This window comes from Kitasatospora sp. NPDC092948 (assembly GCF_044754805.1).
Classification (GTDB): Bacteria; Actinomycetota; Actinomycetes; order Streptomycetales; family Streptomycetaceae; genus Kitasatospora.
The window spans coordinates 670,436-687,422 of record NZ_JBIVPU010000003.1 but is presented as its reverse complement, the minus strand read 5'-3'; the positions used below and the strand labels follow the sequence as shown (position 1 = coordinate 687,422).

The window sequence follows — 16,987 nt, the reverse complement described above, 5'->3', positions numbered from 1 at the left end:
TCCGCGAACCAACGGCGTTTCGTCGTTGACACTCCGGTACCGTGTCAGGATTCCCTCAACCATCTCAGCGGTTTGACGACAGGAAGCCCAGAAATCCCATGAGCGACAGTCACTCCCCGCACGGCTTCGACCTGGTACGCCGTGGGTACGAGCGCGCCCAGGTCGACGAGCGGATCGCCAAGCTGGTGGCCGACCGCGACAGTGCGCTTTCCCGGATCAGCGCGCTGGAGAAGCGCATCGAAGAACTCCACCTGGAGACCCAGACCGCGCAGGCGGCGGTCACCGAGGCGGAGCCCTCCTACGCCGGTCTCGGTGCCCGCGTCGAGAAGATCCTCCGCCTCGCCGAGGAGGAGGCGAAGGACCTGCGCGACGAGGCGCACCGCGCCGCCGAGCAGCACCGCGAGCTGGCCGAGGCCGCGGCGCAGCAGGTCCGCACCGAGGCCGAGAACTACGCCAAGGACCGCAAGGCCAAGGCGGAGGACGAGGGCCTGCGGATCGTCGACAAGGCCAAGTCGGACGCGGCGCAGCTGCGCGCCGAGGCCAACAAGGACGCGCAGAACAAGCGCGAGGAGGCGGACGCCCTCTTCGAGGAGACCCGCACCAAGGCCGCGCAGGCGGCGCTGGAGTTCGAGACCAACCTGGCCAAGCGCCGGGAGCAGTCCGAGCGCGACCTGGCGGCCCGTCAGGCCAAGGCGGAGAAGCGGCTCGCCGAGATCGAGCACCGCGCCGAGCAGCTCCGCCTGGAGGCGGAGAAGCTGCGCACCGACGCGGAGCGCCGTTCCCGGCAGACCATCGAGACCGCGCAGCGCCAGGCCGAGGACATCGTCGCCGACGCCAACGCGAAGGCCGACCGGGTCCGCAGCGAGTCGGAGCGCGAGCTGGCGGCGCTCACCAACCGCCGCGACTCGATCAACGCGCAGCTGACCAACGTCCGCGAGATGCTGGCCACACTGACGGGTGCGGCGGTCGCCGCGGCCTCGCTGCCGACCGACGACTCGCTGGGCGTCCCGGCGCAGCAGTCCCGCTGACGAAGGCCCCGCGAGGGGCAGGCACGGCCCGCTGAGGTCAGAACGTCACGGAAGGACCCGGAGCTTGACGCTCCGGGTCCTTCCGGCACATCAGGAGCCGTGCTGCTTCAGGCGCTTGAGGAAGGCCCGGACGGCGGCGTTGAAGGTCTCGGGGGCCTCCAGGGAGGCCAGGTGGCCGACCGCCGGAATGACCGTCAGTTCGGCGTCCTGCAGGGCGTCGGCCATCATCCGGGCCTCGTCGAGCGGGGTGACGGTGTCGAGTTCGCCGACGATGACGGCGGCGGGCACCTCCAGGGCGGCCAGCACCTCCAGCGAGTCGGGGCGGGCGGCCATCGCGCGCTGCGCCCAGGCGACCGCGGCCGGGTCCGCCTCGGCGATCATCCGGCGGACGGTGTCGGTGAGTTCGGGGTCGGTGCCGGGGGCGAGCAGGTTCTCCGCGGTGTTCTCCTCGATCAGCAGGTCGACGTTGCCGCGGTCGAGGACGGCGGCGGCGATGCGTTCGCGGTTGGCGCGGGCGGCGTCGGTGTCGGGGGTGGCCCTGGTGTCGGCGAGGACCAGGCCGAGCAGTCTTTCGGGGTGCCGGCGGGCGAAGGCCATCGCCACGTAGCCGCCCATGGACAGCCCGCCGATCACAGCCTGTTCGATTCCGAGTTCGTCCAGCAGGTCGGCCAGGTCGTCGGCGGCGGTGTCCAGGGACGGCGGCCGGTCGCCGAGCGGAGCCGCCCCGAAGCCGCGCTGGTCCGGGGCGATCACCCGGGCATCGTCCCCGGCCGGACCGGGTACGCGTTCCAATTGTCCTTCCCACATGCGCGCGGAGAGCGGGAAGGCGTGCAGCAGGACGAGCGGGGTACCGGTGCCGTTCTCGCGGACGGTCGGCGCGCTGGGGAGGGTCATGGCTCCACCGTAGGGCCCGGGGGCCGCGCCCCGGATGGCGTTCGTCCGATTCATCCTCTTTTTGTCCTACTCTGTCGACAGACCTAGGAGCCGCACATGATCGAGTTGCACCACCTGACGAAGCGTTATGGCGACAAGTTGGCCGTGGACGATCTGAGCTTCCGGATCCCGGAGGGCGTGGTCACCGGTTTCCTCGGCCCGAACGGCGCGGGCAAGTCCACCACCATGCGGATGATCCTCGACCTGGACCGGCCGACCGCCGGCAAGGTCACCATCAACAACCGCGGCTACGCGGACATCCAGGACCCGCTGCGGGAGATCGGCGCGCTGCTGGAGGCGAAGGGCGCGCACCCCGGGCGGACCGCCTACGACCACCTGCTGTGGATGGCGCAGTCGAACCGGATCCCGCGCGAGCGGGTCGACCAGGTGCTCGACGTGGTCGGCCTGACCGCCGTCGCCAAGAAGCGCGCCCGGGGGTTCTCGCTGGGCATGGGCCAGCGCCTGGGCATCGCCTCGGCGCTGCTCGGCGACCCGAAGATCCTGATGTTCGACGAGCCGGTGAACGGGCTCGACCCCGAAGGCATCGTGTGGATCCGGAAGTTGATGAAGGCGCTGGCCGCCGAGGGCCGCACGGTGTTCGTCTCCTCGCACCTGATGAGCGAGATGGCGCTGACCGCCGACCACCTGGTGGTGATCGGCCGCGGCCGACTGCTGGCGGACCTGCCGATGGCCGAGTTCATCCGGCAGAACTCGCGCTCCGCGGTGCGCCTGCGCACTCCCCAGCGGGAGCAGCTGCTGGACGCCCTGCACGGCGCCGGCCTGACCGTCGAGCCGGGCCCGGACGGGGCCCTGGAGGTGATCGACGGCGACCTGGCGCAGCTCGGCGACCTGGCCGCCGCGAACGGCGTCACGCTGCACGAGCTGAGCCCCCAACAGGCCTCCCTGGAGGACGCGTTCATGCAGATGACCGCGGAGTCCGTGGAGTACCGCACCGATGTCGCCACCAGCACCGGCGCCACCGGCGCCACCGCCCCGCAGCAGCCGGCACAGCCCGAGTGGGGCGCCGGCTGGGACGCCCGCAAGACCGGAAAGGAGAGCTGAGATGGCCGCGTTCCCCGCCGTCCTGCAGTCCGAGTGGACGAAGGTCCGCAGCATCCGCTCCACCGTGTGGACGCTGATCGTCACGTTCCTGATCGTGGTCGCCATGGGCTTCGCGATCTCGCTGCTGACCAAGCTGAACTACGCCCAGTTCACCGAGCACAACACGGCCCCCTTCGATGCGACGTCCACATCGCTCTCCGGCATCTCGCTCGGCGAGCTGGCGATCGTCGTGTTCGGCGTGCTGGCGGTCGGCAACGAGTACGCCAGCGGCATGATCCGGGTGTCGCTGGCCGCCGTCCCGCAGCGCGGTGTCCTGATGGGGGCGAAGACGGCGGTGCTGGGCGTCCTGGCGCTGCTGGTCTCGCTGGTGACGGTGTTCGTCGCGTTCTTCCTCGGGCAGGCGGCGCTCGGCCAGTACTCCACCGGCCTCGGCGAGCCGAACGTGCTGCGGGCGGTGTTCGGCGCGGCCTGCTACCTGACCCTGCTGTGCCTGTTCTCGATCGGCGTCACCATGATGCTGCGCAACCAGGTGCTGTCGCTGGGCATCCTGATCCCGTTCTTCTTCCTGGTCTCGCCGATCCTGTCGATCGTCCCGAAGGTGAAGGACGTGGTCCGCTACTTCCCGGACCGGGCCGGCTCGGCGGCGCTCCAGGTCTACCCGACCGGGGACCACCCGTACGGGCCGTGGACGGGCCTGCTGATCTGCGCGGGATGGGCGGCGGCCGCCCTGATCGGCGGCTACCTGGTGCTGAAGAAGCGCGATGCCTGACCCGCCGTCAGTACTTCGGAGCGCCGCGGCCCCGCAGCAGGTTGGAGCCGCGGCGCTCCCGCGCTCCCCAGCACGCCCGGTGCCAGTGCCGCCGGTCGTCCACCCCGCTGCCGTGGTCCGGCCACGCCACCACGTGCCCCACCCCCGGCGGAATCTCCTGGTCGCACCCCGGACACCGGTAGAACCGCCCGGCCGTCCCGGCCACGGTCTGCACGATCCAGTCCTCGCCCCGGTACGACTCCACCCGCCGCAGCCCCCCGCCCATCGGCGCGGCGCTCTCGTGTTCCTCGGACTTCTGGATCCGATTGCGTCGCGGTGACACGTGACTACCCCTCGTTCCGGCGCGTTGTCCTTCCAGGGTACGGGCCGCCGCCGCCCGGGGCGGGCCCGCGGCAGCAACCCGGGCCGCGAAGACGGTCCGGCCGACCGCCGGTACCGCCGCGCCCACCACCCCGACCGCCGCTGCCGGTGTCCGGACGGACGCCGTCGCGCCGGTTCTCCGGGGGCCTCAACAGCCCCACCAGCCCCATCCGCGCCACTAGCATGGATCCCCGTCCGGCTTCAGCGATTCGACGGTAATCCACCCTTCCCTTGGGCAAATTGAGGGTTCGGCGTGCCATTGGCACATGACATGGGTTACTCACGAGGTGACACGGCGGGGCTCGCGAACCCTGCGCGCACCGAGGAGGCACGCCCCATGACGAAGACCACCGCCCGCCCGCACGCCCGCTCCGCCGAGCGGCGGGCGGCCCGCCGCGGAGTGGCGCCGGCCACGCAGCCCGAACCGGAGCAGACGCCCGGGGCCGACACGGACGCGATCCGGATCGGCGCCTTCCTGCTGTCCGCGCAGTTCCCCGGACAGAGCCACGGCGAGACGCTGGAACGGACCGTCTCGGCGGCGCTGGCCGCGGAGCGGGTGGGCCTGGACGCGGTGTGGCTGGCCGAGCACCACTTCGTGCCGTACGGGGTGTGCCCGGACGCGGCGACGCTGGCCGGGATGCTGCTGGGCCGCACCCGCCGGATCGGGGTGGGCACCGCGGTCAGCGTGCTGAGCACCCGGCACCCGGTGGCGCTCGGCGAGCAGGCGGCGCTGCTGCACCTGACCTCCGGCGGCCGGTTCACCCTCGGGGTGGGCCGCGGCGGGCCGTGGATCGACCTGGCGGTGTTCGGCGGCGGCCTGGAGGCGTACGAGCAGGGCTTCCCGGAGCGGCTGGACCTGCTGCTGAGCTGGCTGCGCGGGGCCCGGGTGGGCGGTTCGGGGCCGCAGTTCGACTTCCCGGAGGTCGCGGTGGTCCCGCGGGCCGCCGAGCCCCGGCGGGCGGACCTGACGGGCTGGCTGGGCCTGGACGGGCCGGCCCCCGCGACCGCGGTGATCCCGAGGCAGCGCCAGGAGCCCTCCCAGCAGCCGCAGTCGGGCCCGCCGGTGGTGATGGCGTGCACCTCGCCCGCCGGGGTGCGGACGGCCGCGGAGCGGGGCCTGCCGATGCTGCTGGGCATGCACTCGGGCGACGAGGACAAGCGGGAGATGCTGGCCGCCTACCGGGCCGCCTGGCGGGCCGCCGGGCGCGGCGAGGAGCAGCTGGCCCGGGTGGAGCGGGAGCACGTGGCGGCGGGCGTGGTGCAGGTCGACGACCGGGCCGGGGCGGCCCGGGACAGCCTGCTGCGGACGATGCCGGACTTCTTCGCGTACGGGCTGGGCGCGCACCGCACGGTGGACGGCCGGGAGCGGTCGATGCGCGACCCGCGGGCGTACACCGAGCTGCTGTGCGACCTGCACGCGGTGGGCACGCCCCGGCAGTGCGCGGACCGGCTGCTGGCGACCGCGGAGAGCACCGGGATCCGGCGCTTCGCACTGCTCGCCGAGGGCTCCGGGGAGACCGCGGCGACGCTGCACAACCTGGACCGGATCGGCGCCGAGGTGTTGCCGCAGCTGCGCTGAGCGCGCGCCCGCGGGCCGCCCCGTCCCATCCGGGCCCGGGGCGACCCGCGATCGGGCCTGTCGAAGCTCAGCAGTCGCGCAACTCCGGCGACTGATTGAGCAGTTGGGCACGGACCGAGGTGAATCGGGCGTGCCGCTCGGCAGTGTCGGGGCCGGGGGCGAAGACCGCGACCCGGTGGCAGTTCTGGAAGGCCAACTGGACGCCGAAGTGGCGCTGCAGGGCTCCGCGGATGGCGTCACTGGCCATCGCCCGGAGCAGCTGTCCGCGCTCCTGCTCGCTCGGCGGGGGGACCTCGTTGTCGGCGAAGTCGGTTCCGTCGACCTTGAGTTGGGCGACCAGCGAGCTGATCATCTCCCAGGCGTAGGGCAGCGAGGTGCGGACACAGTCGACGAACTCCCGCTCGTCGACCTCGCCTCGTTCGGCCTTCTCCAACAGGGCCGGTGAGACGTCGAGCGACATGGGTTCTCCTCTCGCGGTCCGCCCCGACGGATTCGACGGGGCGGTCTTACCGGTGTGCTGAGGGTGCGTTGGACGTGCGGTGGACCGCGCGCGATGTTCGAGTGTCGACGGCGCGGCGGGCTGGGGGATGAGCCGCGTACGTCGAAGTCCTGGCCAGGGGTTCAGACCAGCGTGTCAGTCCTTCCCGGACCCGGCTGGAGAATCCGGGGATTGCCACCCGAATCGCCGCGCCGGGGCCGAGATTGGCCGGAATCAGTTGTGCACCGACCTGTGCACCGACCTGTGCGCCGAGCTGCCCGGCTCACTGCGGGTGGCCGGGCGGTCACCATGTTTCGCCCCTCCCGGCCGGCCCACACCCGTTCTGCGGACACTCGTTTCAAACGGCCCCCGGGCCCGCCTCCGAACAGCCGCCTGTCTCGCGAATCACGCCCCCTCGACCCACTGCACTCCGGCGCACCTCTCCCGGCCGCACGCCCCCTCCCTGCGCCCCTCCGGAATCGAACAGGGACGGGGGCACTCCCGGCGGGCCGTAGGCTTGTCCCCATGCGTCTTGTAATCGCCAAGTGCACCGTGGACTACGCGGGCCGCCTCGCTGCACATCTGCCCTCCGCCGTGCGCCTGGTGATCGTGAAGGCCGACGGGAGCGTCAGCATCCACGCCGACGACCGCGCCTACAAGCCGCTGAACTGGATGTCCCCGCCGTGCTCCCTGAAGGAAGCCGAGGGGGTGTGGACGGTCACCAACAAGGCCGGCGAGAAGCTGATCATCAACCTGGAGGACGTCCACCACGACTCCAGCCACGAACTCGGCGTCGACCCCGGCCTGGTGAAGGACGGCGTCGAGGCCCACCTTCAGGAGCTGCTCGCCGACCGGATGGAGGTCCTCGGCGCCGGCTGGCAGCTGATCCGCCGCGAGTACCCCACCGCGATCGGCCCCGTCGACATCCTGTGCCGCGACTCCGACGGCGCCACCGTCGCCGTCGAGATCAAGCGCCGCGGCGAGATCGACGGCGTCGAGCAGCTCACCCGCTACCTCGACCTGCTCAACCGCGACCCGCTGCTCGCCCCGGTCAAGGGCATCTTCGCCGCCCAGGAGATCAAGCCCCAGGCCCGCGTGCTGGCCACCGACCGCGGCATCGGCTGCGTCGTCCTCGACTACGACGAGCTGCGCGGCATCGACGACGACAAGCTGAAGCTGTTCTGACCTCGACGACGACAAGCCCTCGGCAGCGGCTCGGGCTGCTCCCGCCCTCGGCGATGCCGAGCTGAGGCTGTGCTGCCCGGACAGCGACAGGCCGGGGGTGCCCCGGCGGCGCCGAGCCCGCCGACAGCGGAAGGCCGAGCCCGCCCCGGCCCGGCAACGACAGACCAGGACCGTCCTGCCCCCGGCAGCAACGAGCCCGGGCCGTTCAGTTCCCCCGGCGGCACCGAGCCCGCCGGCAGCGGAAGGCCGAGCCGGTTCCGGCCTGACAGCAACGAGCCAGGGCCGTTCAGTCCCCCCGGCTACGGTGAGCCCGCGACAGCGGAGGCCGAGCCCGTCCCGACCCGGCAACGACCGGCCAGGCAGCGCCGAGCCAGGACCGCCCCGCCTCCCCCGCGGCGCCGAGCCCGCCGTCAGCGGAAGGCCGAGCCGGTTCCGGCCTGACAGCAACGAGCCAGGGCCGTTTCGCCTCCCCGGCTACGGTGAGCCCGCGACAGCGGAGGCTGAGCCCATCCCAACCCGGCAACGACCGGCCAGGGCCGCACTGACCCCAGCAGCACGAGCCAGGGCCGTTCAGTCCCCCCGGCAGCACCGAGCCCTCGACAGCGGAGGCCGGGCCCGTCCCGACCCGGCAACGACCTACCCGGCAGCGCCGAACCAGGGCCGCCCCGCCTCCCCCGCGGCGGCGAGCCCGCGGCGCCGAACCCGCGGCGGCGAAATCGGTTGGCTGCCACCTGCGCCCCGCTGCCACACTCGCCGTATGCCCGTTCGAAGCGCTGAACCGGTCGGCCGGTACGAGACCCATCTCACCCTGGCCCCGGCCGAGATCGACGCGCTGGCCGAGTGGGCGGCGGCGCGCGGCCTGGAGTTCACCCACATCCTGCTGGCCCGGGGCCGGCACCCCTCGCAGCCGATGCTGTCCTGGCAGAGCGACGGCACGCTGGCCGCCCAGCACCGCCGCGCCGCCACCGAGGCGGCCCGGCTGCGGGCCGCCGGGTTCACCCCGGTCCGGGTGAAGATCGAGGCCGCGCCCTGGACGCCGGGCGTCCCCGGCACCGACGCGGAGGCCGAACAGGCCGACGCCGCCTGCTACTTCGAACACCACGTGAAGGTCCGACTGGCCCCCGGCGTCCCCCGTGACGCGCTGGCCCGGGCCGCCGACGGCCACCACGCCCACGTCTCCTGGAACGCCCGCCGCACCGAACCCGACGGCCACCGCCAGTACTTCGTCACCCAGCGCTGCCACCGTCTCGGCCTGGCCGGCGCCGGCGCCCGGCTCGACCGCCTCACCGCCGCGCTGACCGCCGCCGGCTTCCCGCCGCTGAAGGTCACCCGCGAGTACGTGGTCCACGACTCGGCCCTCGCGCTGGACTCCGGCTGGCTCGACGACGCCCCGACCACCTGAGGAGCCACCGTGCCCGACCACCGCCTGCTGCCGCAGGACCACCGCGACCGTCCTCGCACGTTCCAGCCGATCGACGACCCGCGGGCCGACCAGCCCGAGATCTTCGACCCGGCCCTGAAGCAGTTCGACCACGCCTTCCGGGCCGGCGAGCCACGCTTCACCGACCCCGGCCTCTCCGCCGCCTGGTTCGCGGCCCGCCGCAGCGCGATGGACACCGTCCTGACCGCCGTCGCCGACTCCGGCTGGGTCGACCACCTGGTGCTGCGCGGCTCCGTGGTGCTGAAGGCCTGGTTCGGCGACGCCGCCCGCGAACCGGGCGACCTGGACTTCGTCGTCACCCCTGTCGACCGGATGCTCGACGACCCGCGCACCGACGACCTGTTCCACGACCTCGTCCGCGCCGTCTGCGCCACCGCCGGCCCGGTCCGCTTCCTGCCCGGCCGGGTCGTCACCGAGGACATCTGGACGTACGAGCGCGCCCCCGGCCGCCGGCTGATGCTCGGCTGGGAGGCCGACGGCCTGCCCGGCGGCACGGTGCAGCTGGACTTCGTCTTCAACGAGGAACTGCCCGTCCCCGCCGAGCCGTTGGAGGTCGCCCCCGGCGCGGTGCTGAACGTCGCCGGGCGCGAACTGTCGCTCGCCTGGAAGCTCCTGTGGCTCGTCACCGACTTCTACCCGCAGGGCAAGGACCTGTACGACGCCGCCCTGCTGGCCGGCTCCACCCGGCTGCGCTACCAGGTGCTGCGGGACGTGTTCGTCGCCGGCGACGGGGGCTACGCGACGGAGCCGGTCGGCCCGGACAGCCTGCCCTTCGACACCGACTGGCAGGGCTTCGCCACCGAGTACCCGCAACTGGCCGGCGACGAGGCCGACCACGCCCGCCGCCTGGCCGACGCCCTCGCCCCGACCTTCGCCGAAGTCCCCGACGCCGAACGCGCCGCCTGGTGGCGCGAGGGCTGGCTCGCGCACCTGCGCCGCCTGCACGCCGAGGAGGGCTTCGCCGCCACCCAGTCCTGGCTGGTCGCCCACCAGGCCCCGCTCCAGCACGCCTACCGTCTCACCGCCGAAGCCCTCGGCCCGGCCGCCCCCGAACACCTCGGCGCGGCCATGCTCACCTGCCCGGCCTGGTCCTGGTACACCGACCAGGTCGCGAGCGGGCACCTGACCCCGGAGACCATCGAGGCCTGGCTCCGGTCCTAACCCGTCGGGCTGTCCGACGGGGACGGGCTGCTCGACTGCGTGGCACTCAGGGAGGGGCTGGGCGACGGGGAGCCGGCCGGCTGACTGGACGACTTGCCGGGCTGAGGGGCCGAACTCGACGGCGTGGTCGACGACTTGGAAGCACTCGGCTTCGTGCTGCTCGGGCTGCTGCTCGGCCGGTGGGTGGCGGACGGGCTGTCCTCGGCCGTCTCCGTCGGGCTCTGGGACGGCGTCGCGCTGTCGCTCGCCGACGCCTGCGGGCTGCTGCTGGGCCGGGGGCTGGTGGTGGCGTCCGGCGCCGGGGTGATGTCGTCCGCGGAGGTGCCGGGCTGCTTGCCCGCGGGGGTGTCCTCGTTGCTGACGGCCACGCCGATCGCGGTGCCGAGCACACCGAGCGCCATCACAGCGGCGCTCGCCGCCAGCACCGTCTTCCGGGCCCCGGCGGGCGCCCGCTTGCGCAGTCGGGCCGGCACCTGGGCGATCGCCCGGATGGTGCGCCGTCCGCGGACGGGCTGGCTGTCGTCGGCCCCGGCGGCGAGCGCCGCGGTCTCCTCCAGCCGGATCATGTCGAGCATCCGCCGGGCCACCGTGGCACCGCGCTGGTCACTGGCGGCGGCCCGCAGCGCGAGTGCTGCCTCCAGTTCGCCGACGGCCCGCTGCGCGCTGCCGACGCACAGCGCGTACACGCCCAACTCGTGGTGGAACCAGGCCTGTTCGGCGGTCGCGCCGAGCATCCGGGCGGCTTCCAGGCCGAGTTGCAGGGCCCGCTCCCAGGCGCCCCAGCGCAGTGACAGGGCGAGCGCGGGCGCGGCGGCCCGGGCCAGCAGCAGCACCTGCTCGGGGCGGTCGGCGTTCCGCTCGGCGAGCAGCACCGCGAGGATCACCTCGGCCTCGGCCGCCACCTGGCGGGTGGTCACCGACGCGTGCCCGACCCACCAGGACAGGTGCTCGGCCGCCCCGTGCGCGACCCCGCCCGGGGCGAACGGGGCGGGCTGCCCCTGTCCGTCGGACTCCAGTTCGGGCAGCAGCGCGGCGAGCACGCCCTCGGTGAGCCGGTGGTGGCCGCCCACCGACACCGCCAGGCCGTGGTCCACCAGCTCCTGCAGCGCGCTCTCGCCGAGGCCGACGTCGATCAGCGCGGGCAGGTGCGGCGCGGTCGGGCACTCCCCGTTCAGCGCCAGCGCCAGCCGCAGCACCCGCCGGGCCGGTTCGCTCAGCCCCTGCACCAGCATTCGGGCCGGCGCAGCGCTCTCGCCGACCGACGGCAGCGGCACCCCGGCCCGCAGCTCGGCCTCCAACTCGGCCGGGTCGCCGGGGAGTTCGTACTCCTGCGCGAAGCCGAAGACGGACCGCCGGTCCTCCTGCGCGGCGACCAGCGCGTCCACCGCGACGTCCCGCTGGCGCAGCAGCGCCGCCGCCCGGACGAAGCGCAGCGGCAGGCCCTCGGACTCGAACCACAGGTCCACCGCCCAGGCCCGCTCGACCTCGTCCAGCTGACGGCCCGCCAGTCGCGCCGCGAGCGTGAGGCACGCCGGCCGGGACAGGCCTGCCACCAGGTGCTCCCGCAGCCGCGAACCGGGCTGGCCCGGCGGCGCGTCCGGCGCGGTGCTGATCAGGAACGCGCACTCGGGGGCCGTCGCCAGCAGCTCCTCCAGCGCCTCGCCGGACGGCTCCACGTCGTCGATCACCACCACCGCGGCCACCCCGCCCAGCAGTTCGACCACCTGCTCCCGGTCGGGCCGGAAGTCCGGCGCGTGGTGGGTCGCCGCGAACAGCTCCTGCAGCAGATCGGCGGACGTCCGGCGGTAGCCGCTCAGCCGCACCACGCCGTCCGGCGCCAACTCCCCCGCCGCCTCGGCGACCGCGGCGAGCAGCGCGGAGCGGCCCGAACCGGCCTGTCCGACCAGCCGCACCGAACGGCCCTCGCGGAGCTGCCCGAGCACCAGCGCGATGTCGCCGTCACGGTCCAGCAGCGGCAGGTCCCCCGGTCCGGCCCCCAGTGCGAGCGGCCCGACCGCGACCGTCGTCCCCAACTCCGGCCGCGCCTGCACCAGCCCGCGGATCCGCCGCGGCTGCGGCAGCCACTCGTCCGGGCAGTGCCGCGCCTCCGACCCTTCCGGACCGCCGACCACCACCAGCCGCTCACCGCTGACCAGCTCACCACTCCGGGGGCGTATCCCACTCGGCTGTCCCACGTCACTGCTCCCCGCCACTCGGACACCTGACCGGAGACTTTCCCACATGACCGAACCGGGTCAACACACCGGGTAGTTCAGGGAGAAGGCCGCGGACACGACGTGCGCCGGTCCCGCGGATCTCCCCCGGCCCCGACGGGCCGGGAGGTGCCCCCACGCGCCCCTGGCGGTGCTCAGCCGAGCGCCGGGAGCGTCGTCCCCACCGGGTCCTGGACCGCCCCCTCGACCGCCAGGATCCGGTGCAGGCGGGTCGCCACCAGCAGCCGCTGGAGCTGCACCGGCACGTCCCGCAGGACCAGTCGCCGCCCGACCCGTCCGGCGCGGCGGTGGGTGCCCATGATGACGCCGAGTCCGGTCGCGTCCCAGGATTCGAGCCGGCCGAGGTCCAGGACGAGGTCGCCCTCGCCGCCGTCGACCGCGGCGTGCAGCAGCGCCCTGGCGTCGGCGGCGCTGCGCACATCGAGCCGCCCTTCGATGGCCAGTCCGGTGTGGTCGCCGGTGATGCGCACGTTGTCCTCCTCCTCGGCCGTGTGCCGTTGTCCGTCCGCCGCGCTGCGCCTGCCGCCCGTCCCGTACCCCAGGGACCGACCGCGCCATGTTCGGGGCCGGTTGTGCACCGACCCTTTCCTGAATCTGACGGTCAACCAGTTCCGCAGGTTGCTGTCACCCGGCGGACTGTCCCTCAACTTCACCCGTCCGAGGGAATATACGCAGGTACGCCTGGTACCTACGCTCGATTACCGCCCAAATCACCCGTCTGCGGGGTGCTCCGTGAGCAAACTCACCCGGAGGGTGCGCGGGCTTCATCGTGCGGTCATCTGGTCCTCCCGGGGGCACGCCGACGGCCCGCCCGTACCGGGGCAGCACCGACCGCCCGACGGGGAGCCACATCGCTCTGCGCCGGACTCTAGTAGGAGCACGCGCTCCGTGGTGCGTTCCGGCAGTGTGATCTGCACCGGAACGGGTGTGATCTGCGCCCCTCCCCGACGGGTGCCTCACCGCTCCCCCGAAAGGCGCTGTCGTCCCTCCCCCGTCGAACGGACCCTCACCGCTCGCCGGGAACGGCCACTCCCCACTCCTGCGCGAGGATCGCCGCCTGCACCCGGCTGCGCAGCCCGAGCTTCGCGAGGATCCGGGTGACGTGCGTCTTGGTGGTGGCCTCCGCCGTCCCGAGCCGCTGTGCGATCTCCGCGTTGGACAGGCCCGCCCCGAGACAGCCGAACACCTCGCGCTCCTTGGGCGTCAGCCCGTTCAGCGCGGCCGGCTCCACCGCCGGCGCCGCGGGCCGGGCGAACGAGGCGATCAGCCGCCGGGTGACGGACGGCGCGAGCATGCCGTCGCCGCGGGCGACCGTGCGGATGCCCTCGACCAGGGTGTCCGCCTCCAGGTCCTTGAGCAGGAAGCCGGCGGCGCCGGCCCGCAGCGCGCCCCACACGTACTCGTCCAGGTCGAAGGTGGTGAGCACCAGCACCTGCGCCGCCCCGGCCTCCACCACCCGGCGGGTCGCGGCGACGCCGTCGAGCCGGGGCATCTGGACGTCCATCAGGACGACGTCGGGCCGCAGTTCCAGGGCCATCCGCACGGCCTGTTCGCCGTCGGCGGCCTCGCCGACCACCTGCAGGTCGTCCTCGGCCCGCAGGATCATCACCAGCGCGGCCCGGACGGCCGCCTGGTCCTCCGCCACCAGTACCCGGATCATTCCCGCTCCCCGCTCGCCGTCCGCGGCAGCACCGCCCGGACCCGCCACGTCTGCCCGCGCGGCCCGGCCCCGAACTCGCCGCCGAGCAGCTGGGCCCGCTCCCCCATGCCGACCAGCCCGGCCTTCGCCCCAGGCACCGCCCGGCCCTCGCCCTCCCGGTAGGGGGACTCCACGGTGATCTCCAACTCCCGCTCCCCGTAACGGATGCACAGCCGCACCGGGCCCGGCGCGGCATGCTTCACGGCGTTGGTCAGCGACTCCTGGACGATCCGGTACGCGGCCAGCTCGACCGGCGCGGGCAGCTCGCCCGGCTCGCCCTGCTGCTCCGCCTCGAACCGCAGCCCGGCCGCCCGCCCGGCCGCCCCGGCCTGCTCCAGCAGCACGTCCACCGCCGCCAACCGCGGTGCGGCGTAAGGCTCTTCGGGGACGACCTCGCGCAGCAGGCCGATCATCCGACGCATCTCGGCGAGGCCCTGCACGCTGTTCTCCCGGATCACCGCGAGCGCCTCCACCAACGGCTCGTCCGCCGCCCGCTCCTGACGGCGCGCCACCGCCTGCGCGCCGGTGGCGTGGATGGCGATCGCCGACAGGTGGTTGGCGATCACGTCGTGCAGTTCGCGGGCCATCCGGGACCGTTCGGCGACCACCGCGCCGCGCCGGTCCAGCTCGGCGAGCAGCGCGGTCTGCCCGGCGCGCAGCCGCTCCGTCTCGGCGACGTCCCGGTGCCGGCGCAGCAGGTCGGCCGTCCACACCGGGGAGAGGAAGACCAGCCCGCAGAACACGGCGACCAGCAGCGCCTCGGAGAGCGACAGGTAGCGCCAGGACAGGCCGGACAGCACCAGGGTGGTCGCCACGCCCGTCAGCGACAGCACCTTGCTCATCCGCGGCGGGCCGTACAGCACGGCCGCGTACAGCAGGTCGGTGTACAGCAGCGGCGTCGCCAGCACCGAGCCGAGGTACAGGCCGGCGCCGAGCACCACCCCGCCGACGCTGACCGTCAGCACGGTGCGCCGGCGCCGCAGCAGCGTCAGCCCGGCCATCGCCGCCAGCGGCAGCACCGACACCCATGCCGACAGCTCGGGCCGCCGGTCGTACGCGCCGACCGCGATCAGCAGCAGGCCGCCGAGCAGCCCGGCCACCGCGATGGCCAGGTCCTGCATGCGCTCGGAGAGTCTCACCCGACCCATCCCAGCACTCCTCCCACCCCGCCGGAACGACCGATCGGACGACCCGCCGTCCGACGAACGTCTGACCCGCCGGTCCACTGGCCGGACGATGACGACGCGCCGGTGCGCGAGGAGGATCGAAGCATGGTTTCCCTGATCGTGGCCGGCGAGGTCGGCTTCTGGGTGGTGCTGGCGGCGGGGCTGCTGGCCCGCTACGTGCTGCACCGGCGCCGGGCCGGCCTGGTGCTGCTGGCGCTGCTTCCGGTGATCGATCTGGTGATCCTCGGCGCGACCGTCGCCGACCTGCGCGGCGGCGCCACCGCCGACTGGACGCACGGCCTGGCCGCCGCCTACGTCGGCTTCTCGGCCGCCTACGGCCACCGCCTGGTCCGCTGGGCCGACGCCCACGCCGCGCACCGGCTGGCCGGCGGCCCCAAGCCCCCCGGCGCGCCCAAGTACGGCGCGCCGCGGGCCCGTTACGAGTGGGGCATATTCCTGCTGACGCTGCTGGCCTCGGCCGTCACGGTGGCGCTGGTCGCCGCCGTCCAGTGGCTGGTCGGCGACGCCGCGCGCACCGCGGCGCTGGATTCCTGGTACCCGCGGATGGCGCTGGTGGTCGGTGTCAACCTGGTCGTCGCCGCCAGCTACACGGTCTTCCCCAAGCGGGAGAAGCCGTAGGGCGTCAGCGGTCCCCGCCGGGCACCCAGAGCACGTCGCCGCGCTCCTTGTTCGCGGTGCGGGCCAGGATGAACAGCAGGTCGGACAGCCGGTTCAGGTACTTCGCGGTCAGCGGGTTGACGCTGTCCCCGTGCACGTCGATCGCCGCCCAGGTGGCCCGCTCGGCCCGCCGCACCACGGTGCACGCCAGGTGCAGGTACGCGGCGCCCGGGGTGCCACCGGGCAGGATGAAGCTGCGCAGCTTCTCCAGCTCCTCCAGGAACCGGTCGCAGTCGCCCTCCAGCCGGTCGATGTAGGACTGCTCGACCCGCAGCGGCGGGTACTTGGGGTCCTCGACGATCGGCGTCGCCAGGTCCGCGCCCACGTCGAACAGGTCGTTCTGGATCCGGGTCAGCACCGTCACCAGTTCGCCGTCCAGCGCCCCGGCGGCCAGCGCCACGCCGATCGCCGCGTTGGCCTCGTTGGTGTCGGCGTACGCGATCAGCCGCGGGTCGGTCTTGGTGGTCCGGCTCATGTCGCCGAGGGCGGTCGTGCCGTCGTCCCCGGTGCGGGTGTAGATACGCGTCAGGTTCACCATGCCCGCAGCCTAGCGCGCACGTCCCGAACGGTGGACGCGAGCCGCGTCACGCTCCCTGACGACGGCTCAGGATCCCGTCGCTACGCGACGTTGACCCTCTGCCCGGGCGGGGCGGCCTCCAGCCAGGCCAGGAAACCGGTCAGCGCGTCGTCGCTCATCGCGAGCTCCAGCGGCGAGCCCCGGTGCAGGCAGCGCAGCACCACCGAGCCGGAGAGCAGGGCGAGTTCCTCCTGCCCCTGCGGGTAGCGGCGGCCCAGCACCTCGATCTCGGTGCGCGGCAGGACCCGTCGCGGCCGGGGCGCGTAGGAGAACACCCGGAACCATTCGATGGAGTCGCCGCTGTACCGGCCGATACCAAAAACCCACCCCTTGCCGTCGGTCTGTGGGACCGGGGCCGAGGTGGGTTGGCCGTTCTCGTCGAGATCCGGCTGCGTGGAGGCGTCCGCCGGCATTTTCAAACGGTAGGAGCAGTCGAAGGTGCCGCCCACCCGCTGAATGAGGCGGCGGCGTACCGCGAAGCCGACCAGGCCCGCGATGGCGAGGACCACTACCGACGCGCACACCACAAGGGCGAGGACCACGCTCACCTACCTCCTCGCTGCCTTCATCCCCGTTGGCGGCCGACACGGCCGCCCATTCCTACCAACTGATGCGACAGTCCCGAGGACACGCTCCA

General features: G+C 73.6%; 17 protein-coding genes. 8 read left to right on the top strand and 9 right to left on the bottom strand.

The window, feature by feature from the left end:
* Positions 1-98: 98 nt before the first annotated feature.
* Positions 99-1,028 (top strand): cellulose-binding protein, encoded by a 930-nt coding sequence (locus ACIQF6_RS12630; protein ID WP_014138112.1) that lies wholly within the window; start codon positions 99-101, stop codon positions 1,026-1,028.
* Between the two features lie 90 nt (positions 1,029-1,118).
* Here the strand turns inward: ACIQF6_RS12630 and ACIQF6_RS12625 are convergent, their stop codons facing one another.
* The gene (locus ACIQF6_RS12625) at positions 1,119-1,922 is read right to left on the bottom strand and encodes an alpha/beta fold hydrolase (protein ID WP_400893536.1); all 804 of its coding nucleotides are present in this window, start codon (positions 1,920-1,922) and stop codon (positions 1,119-1,121) included.
* Between the two features lie 96 nt (positions 1,923-2,018).
* On the opposite strand from ACIQF6_RS12625, the gene ACIQF6_RS12620 reads away from it, so the two are divergent.
* Together ACIQF6_RS12620 and ACIQF6_RS12615 are read left to right on the top strand one after the other, a co-directional pair.
* Positions 2,019-3,023, top strand: a complete 1,005-nt coding sequence (locus ACIQF6_RS12620) for an ABC transporter ATP-binding protein (protein WP_400893534.1) — start codon at positions 2,019-2,021, stop codon at positions 3,021-3,023.
* A 1-nt stretch (position 3,024) separates the two neighbouring features.
* Positions 3,025-3,792, top strand: coding sequence for an ABC transporter permease subunit (locus ACIQF6_RS12615; protein WP_400893532.1), 768 nt, complete (start codon positions 3,025-3,027; stop codon positions 3,790-3,792).
* Between the two features lie 7 nt (positions 3,793-3,799).
* Here the strand turns inward: ACIQF6_RS12615 and ACIQF6_RS12610 are convergent, their stop codons facing one another.
* The gene (locus ACIQF6_RS12610; RefSeq protein ID WP_400893530.1) at positions 3,800-4,114 is read right to left on the bottom strand and encodes an ATP/GTP-binding protein; all 315 of its coding nucleotides are present in this window, start codon (positions 4,112-4,114) and stop codon (positions 3,800-3,802) included.
* Positions 4,115-4,609: 495 nt separating this feature from the next.
* Between ACIQF6_RS12610 and ACIQF6_RS12605 the strand changes: the two genes are divergently transcribed.
* Complete coding sequence (locus ACIQF6_RS12605) at positions 4,610-5,731, top strand: LLM class flavin-dependent oxidoreductase (RefSeq protein ID WP_400893916.1); 1,122 nt, start codon at positions 4,610-4,612, stop codon at positions 5,729-5,731.
* Between the two features lie 67 nt (positions 5,732-5,798).
* On the opposite strand, the gene ACIQF6_RS12600 is transcribed toward ACIQF6_RS12605, so the two are convergent.
* The gene (locus ACIQF6_RS12600; protein ID WP_400893528.1) at positions 5,799-6,191 is read right to left on the bottom strand and encodes an SCO5389 family protein; all 393 of its coding nucleotides are present in this window, start codon (positions 6,189-6,191) and stop codon (positions 5,799-5,801) included.
* A 543-nt stretch (positions 6,192-6,734) separates the two neighbouring features.
* Between ACIQF6_RS12600 and nucS the strand changes: the two genes are divergently transcribed.
* From nucS to ACIQF6_RS12585, 3 genes are all read left to right on the top strand, one after another.
* Positions 6,735-7,394: an endonuclease NucS gene (gene nucS / locus ACIQF6_RS12595; protein WP_400893526.1), complete on the top strand. Its 660-nt coding sequence runs from the start codon at positions 6,735-6,737 to the stop codon at positions 7,392-7,394.
* 757 nt (positions 7,395-8,151) lie between these two features.
* Positions 8,152-8,796, top strand: coding sequence for a hypothetical protein (locus tag ACIQF6_RS12590; protein WP_400893524.1), 645 nt, complete (start codon positions 8,152-8,154; stop codon positions 8,794-8,796).
* Between the two features lie 9 nt (positions 8,797-8,805).
* Positions 8,806-9,996 (top strand): nucleotidyl transferase AbiEii/AbiGii toxin family protein, encoded by a 1,191-nt coding sequence (locus ACIQF6_RS12585; protein WP_400893522.1) that lies wholly within the window; start codon positions 8,806-8,808, stop codon positions 9,994-9,996.
* Here the strand turns inward: ACIQF6_RS12585 and ACIQF6_RS12580 are convergent.
* The 4 genes from ACIQF6_RS12580 to ACIQF6_RS12565 all read right to left on the bottom strand — a co-directional run bounded on the left by ACIQF6_RS12580 (position 9,993) and on the right by ACIQF6_RS12565 (position 15,077).
* Positions 9,993-12,191: an ATP-binding protein gene (locus ACIQF6_RS12580; protein ID WP_400893520.1), complete on the bottom strand. Its 2,199-nt coding sequence runs from the start codon at positions 12,189-12,191 to the stop codon at positions 9,993-9,995. The genes ACIQF6_RS12585 and ACIQF6_RS12580 overlap by 4 nt on opposite strands.
* A gap of 173 nt (positions 12,192-12,364) precedes the next feature.
* A complete protein-coding gene (locus ACIQF6_RS12575; protein WP_400893518.1) occupies positions 12,365-12,700 on the bottom strand; it encodes an STAS domain-containing protein in 336 nt (111 codons plus the stop codon).
* Between the two features lie 536 nt (positions 12,701-13,236).
* Positions 13,237-13,890, bottom strand: coding sequence for a response regulator (locus ACIQF6_RS12570; protein WP_400893516.1), 654 nt, complete (start codon positions 13,888-13,890; stop codon positions 13,237-13,239).
* Complete coding sequence (locus ACIQF6_RS12565; RefSeq protein ID WP_400893514.1) at positions 13,887-15,077, bottom strand: sensor histidine kinase; 1,191 nt, start codon at positions 15,075-15,077, stop codon at positions 13,887-13,889. The genes ACIQF6_RS12570 and ACIQF6_RS12565 overlap by 4 nt, the downstream gene beginning before the upstream one ends.
* A gap of 123 nt (positions 15,078-15,200) precedes the next feature.
* On the opposite strand from ACIQF6_RS12565, the gene ACIQF6_RS12560 reads away from it, so the two are divergent.
* Positions 15,201-15,734, top strand: coding sequence for a hypothetical protein (locus ACIQF6_RS12560; RefSeq protein ID WP_400893512.1), 534 nt, complete (start codon positions 15,201-15,203; stop codon positions 15,732-15,734).
* Positions 15,735-15,738: 4 nt separating this feature from the next.
* Here ACIQF6_RS12560 and ACIQF6_RS12555 read toward each other — a convergent pair whose 3' ends face one another.
* Positions 15,739-16,311, bottom strand: a complete 573-nt coding sequence (locus ACIQF6_RS12555) for a cob(I)yrinic acid a,c-diamide adenosyltransferase (protein ID WP_400893510.1) — start codon at positions 16,309-16,311, stop codon at positions 15,739-15,741.
* Positions 16,312-16,391: 80 nt separating this feature from the next.
* Positions 16,392-16,892 (bottom strand): DUF2550 domain-containing protein, encoded by a 501-nt coding sequence (locus tag ACIQF6_RS12550; RefSeq protein ID WP_400893508.1) that lies wholly within the window; start codon positions 16,890-16,892, stop codon positions 16,392-16,394.
* Positions 16,893-16,987 lie beyond the last annotated feature (95 nt).

What these genes read in the sequence shown, in the direction of transcription:
- ACIQF6_RS12630 (WP_014138112.1), top strand. Translation starts at nt 99, where the DNA reads ATGAGCGACAGTCACTCCCCGCACGGCTTCGACCTGGTACGCCGTGGG.
- ACIQF6_RS12625 (WP_400893536.1), bottom strand. Translation starts at nt 1,922, where the DNA reads ATGACCCTCCCCAGCGCGCCGACCGTCCGCGAGAACGGCACCGGTACC.
- ACIQF6_RS12620 (WP_400893534.1), top strand. Translation starts at nt 2,019, where the DNA reads ATGATCGAGTTGCACCACCTGACGAAGCGTTATGGCGACAAGTTGGCC.
- ACIQF6_RS12615 (WP_400893532.1), top strand. Translation starts at nt 3,025, where the DNA reads ATGGCCGCGTTCCCCGCCGTCCTGCAGTCCGAGTGGACGAAGGTCCGC.
- ACIQF6_RS12600 (WP_400893528.1), bottom strand. Translation starts at nt 6,191, where the DNA reads ATGTCGCTCGACGTCTCACCGGCCCTGTTGGAGAAGGCCGAACGAGGC.
- nucS (WP_400893526.1), top strand. Translation starts at nt 6,735, where the DNA reads ATGCGTCTTGTAATCGCCAAGTGCACCGTGGACTACGCGGGCCGCCTC.
- ACIQF6_RS12590 (WP_400893524.1), top strand. Translation starts at nt 8,152, where the DNA reads ATGCCCGTTCGAAGCGCTGAACCGGTCGGCCGGTACGAGACCCATCTC.
- ACIQF6_RS12570 (WP_400893516.1), bottom strand. Translation starts at nt 13,890, where the DNA reads ATGATCCGGGTACTGGTGGCGGAGGACCAGGCGGCCGTCCGGGCCGCG.
- ACIQF6_RS12565 (WP_400893514.1), bottom strand. Translation starts at nt 15,077, where the DNA reads ATGGGTCGGGTGAGACTCTCCGAGCGCATGCAGGACCTGGCCATCGCG.
- ACIQF6_RS12560 (WP_400893512.1), top strand. Translation starts at nt 15,201, where the DNA reads ATGGTTTCCCTGATCGTGGCCGGCGAGGTCGGCTTCTGGGTGGTGCTG.
- ACIQF6_RS12555 (WP_400893510.1), bottom strand. Translation starts at nt 16,311, where the DNA reads ATGGTGAACCTGACGCGTATCTACACCCGCACCGGGGACGACGGCACG.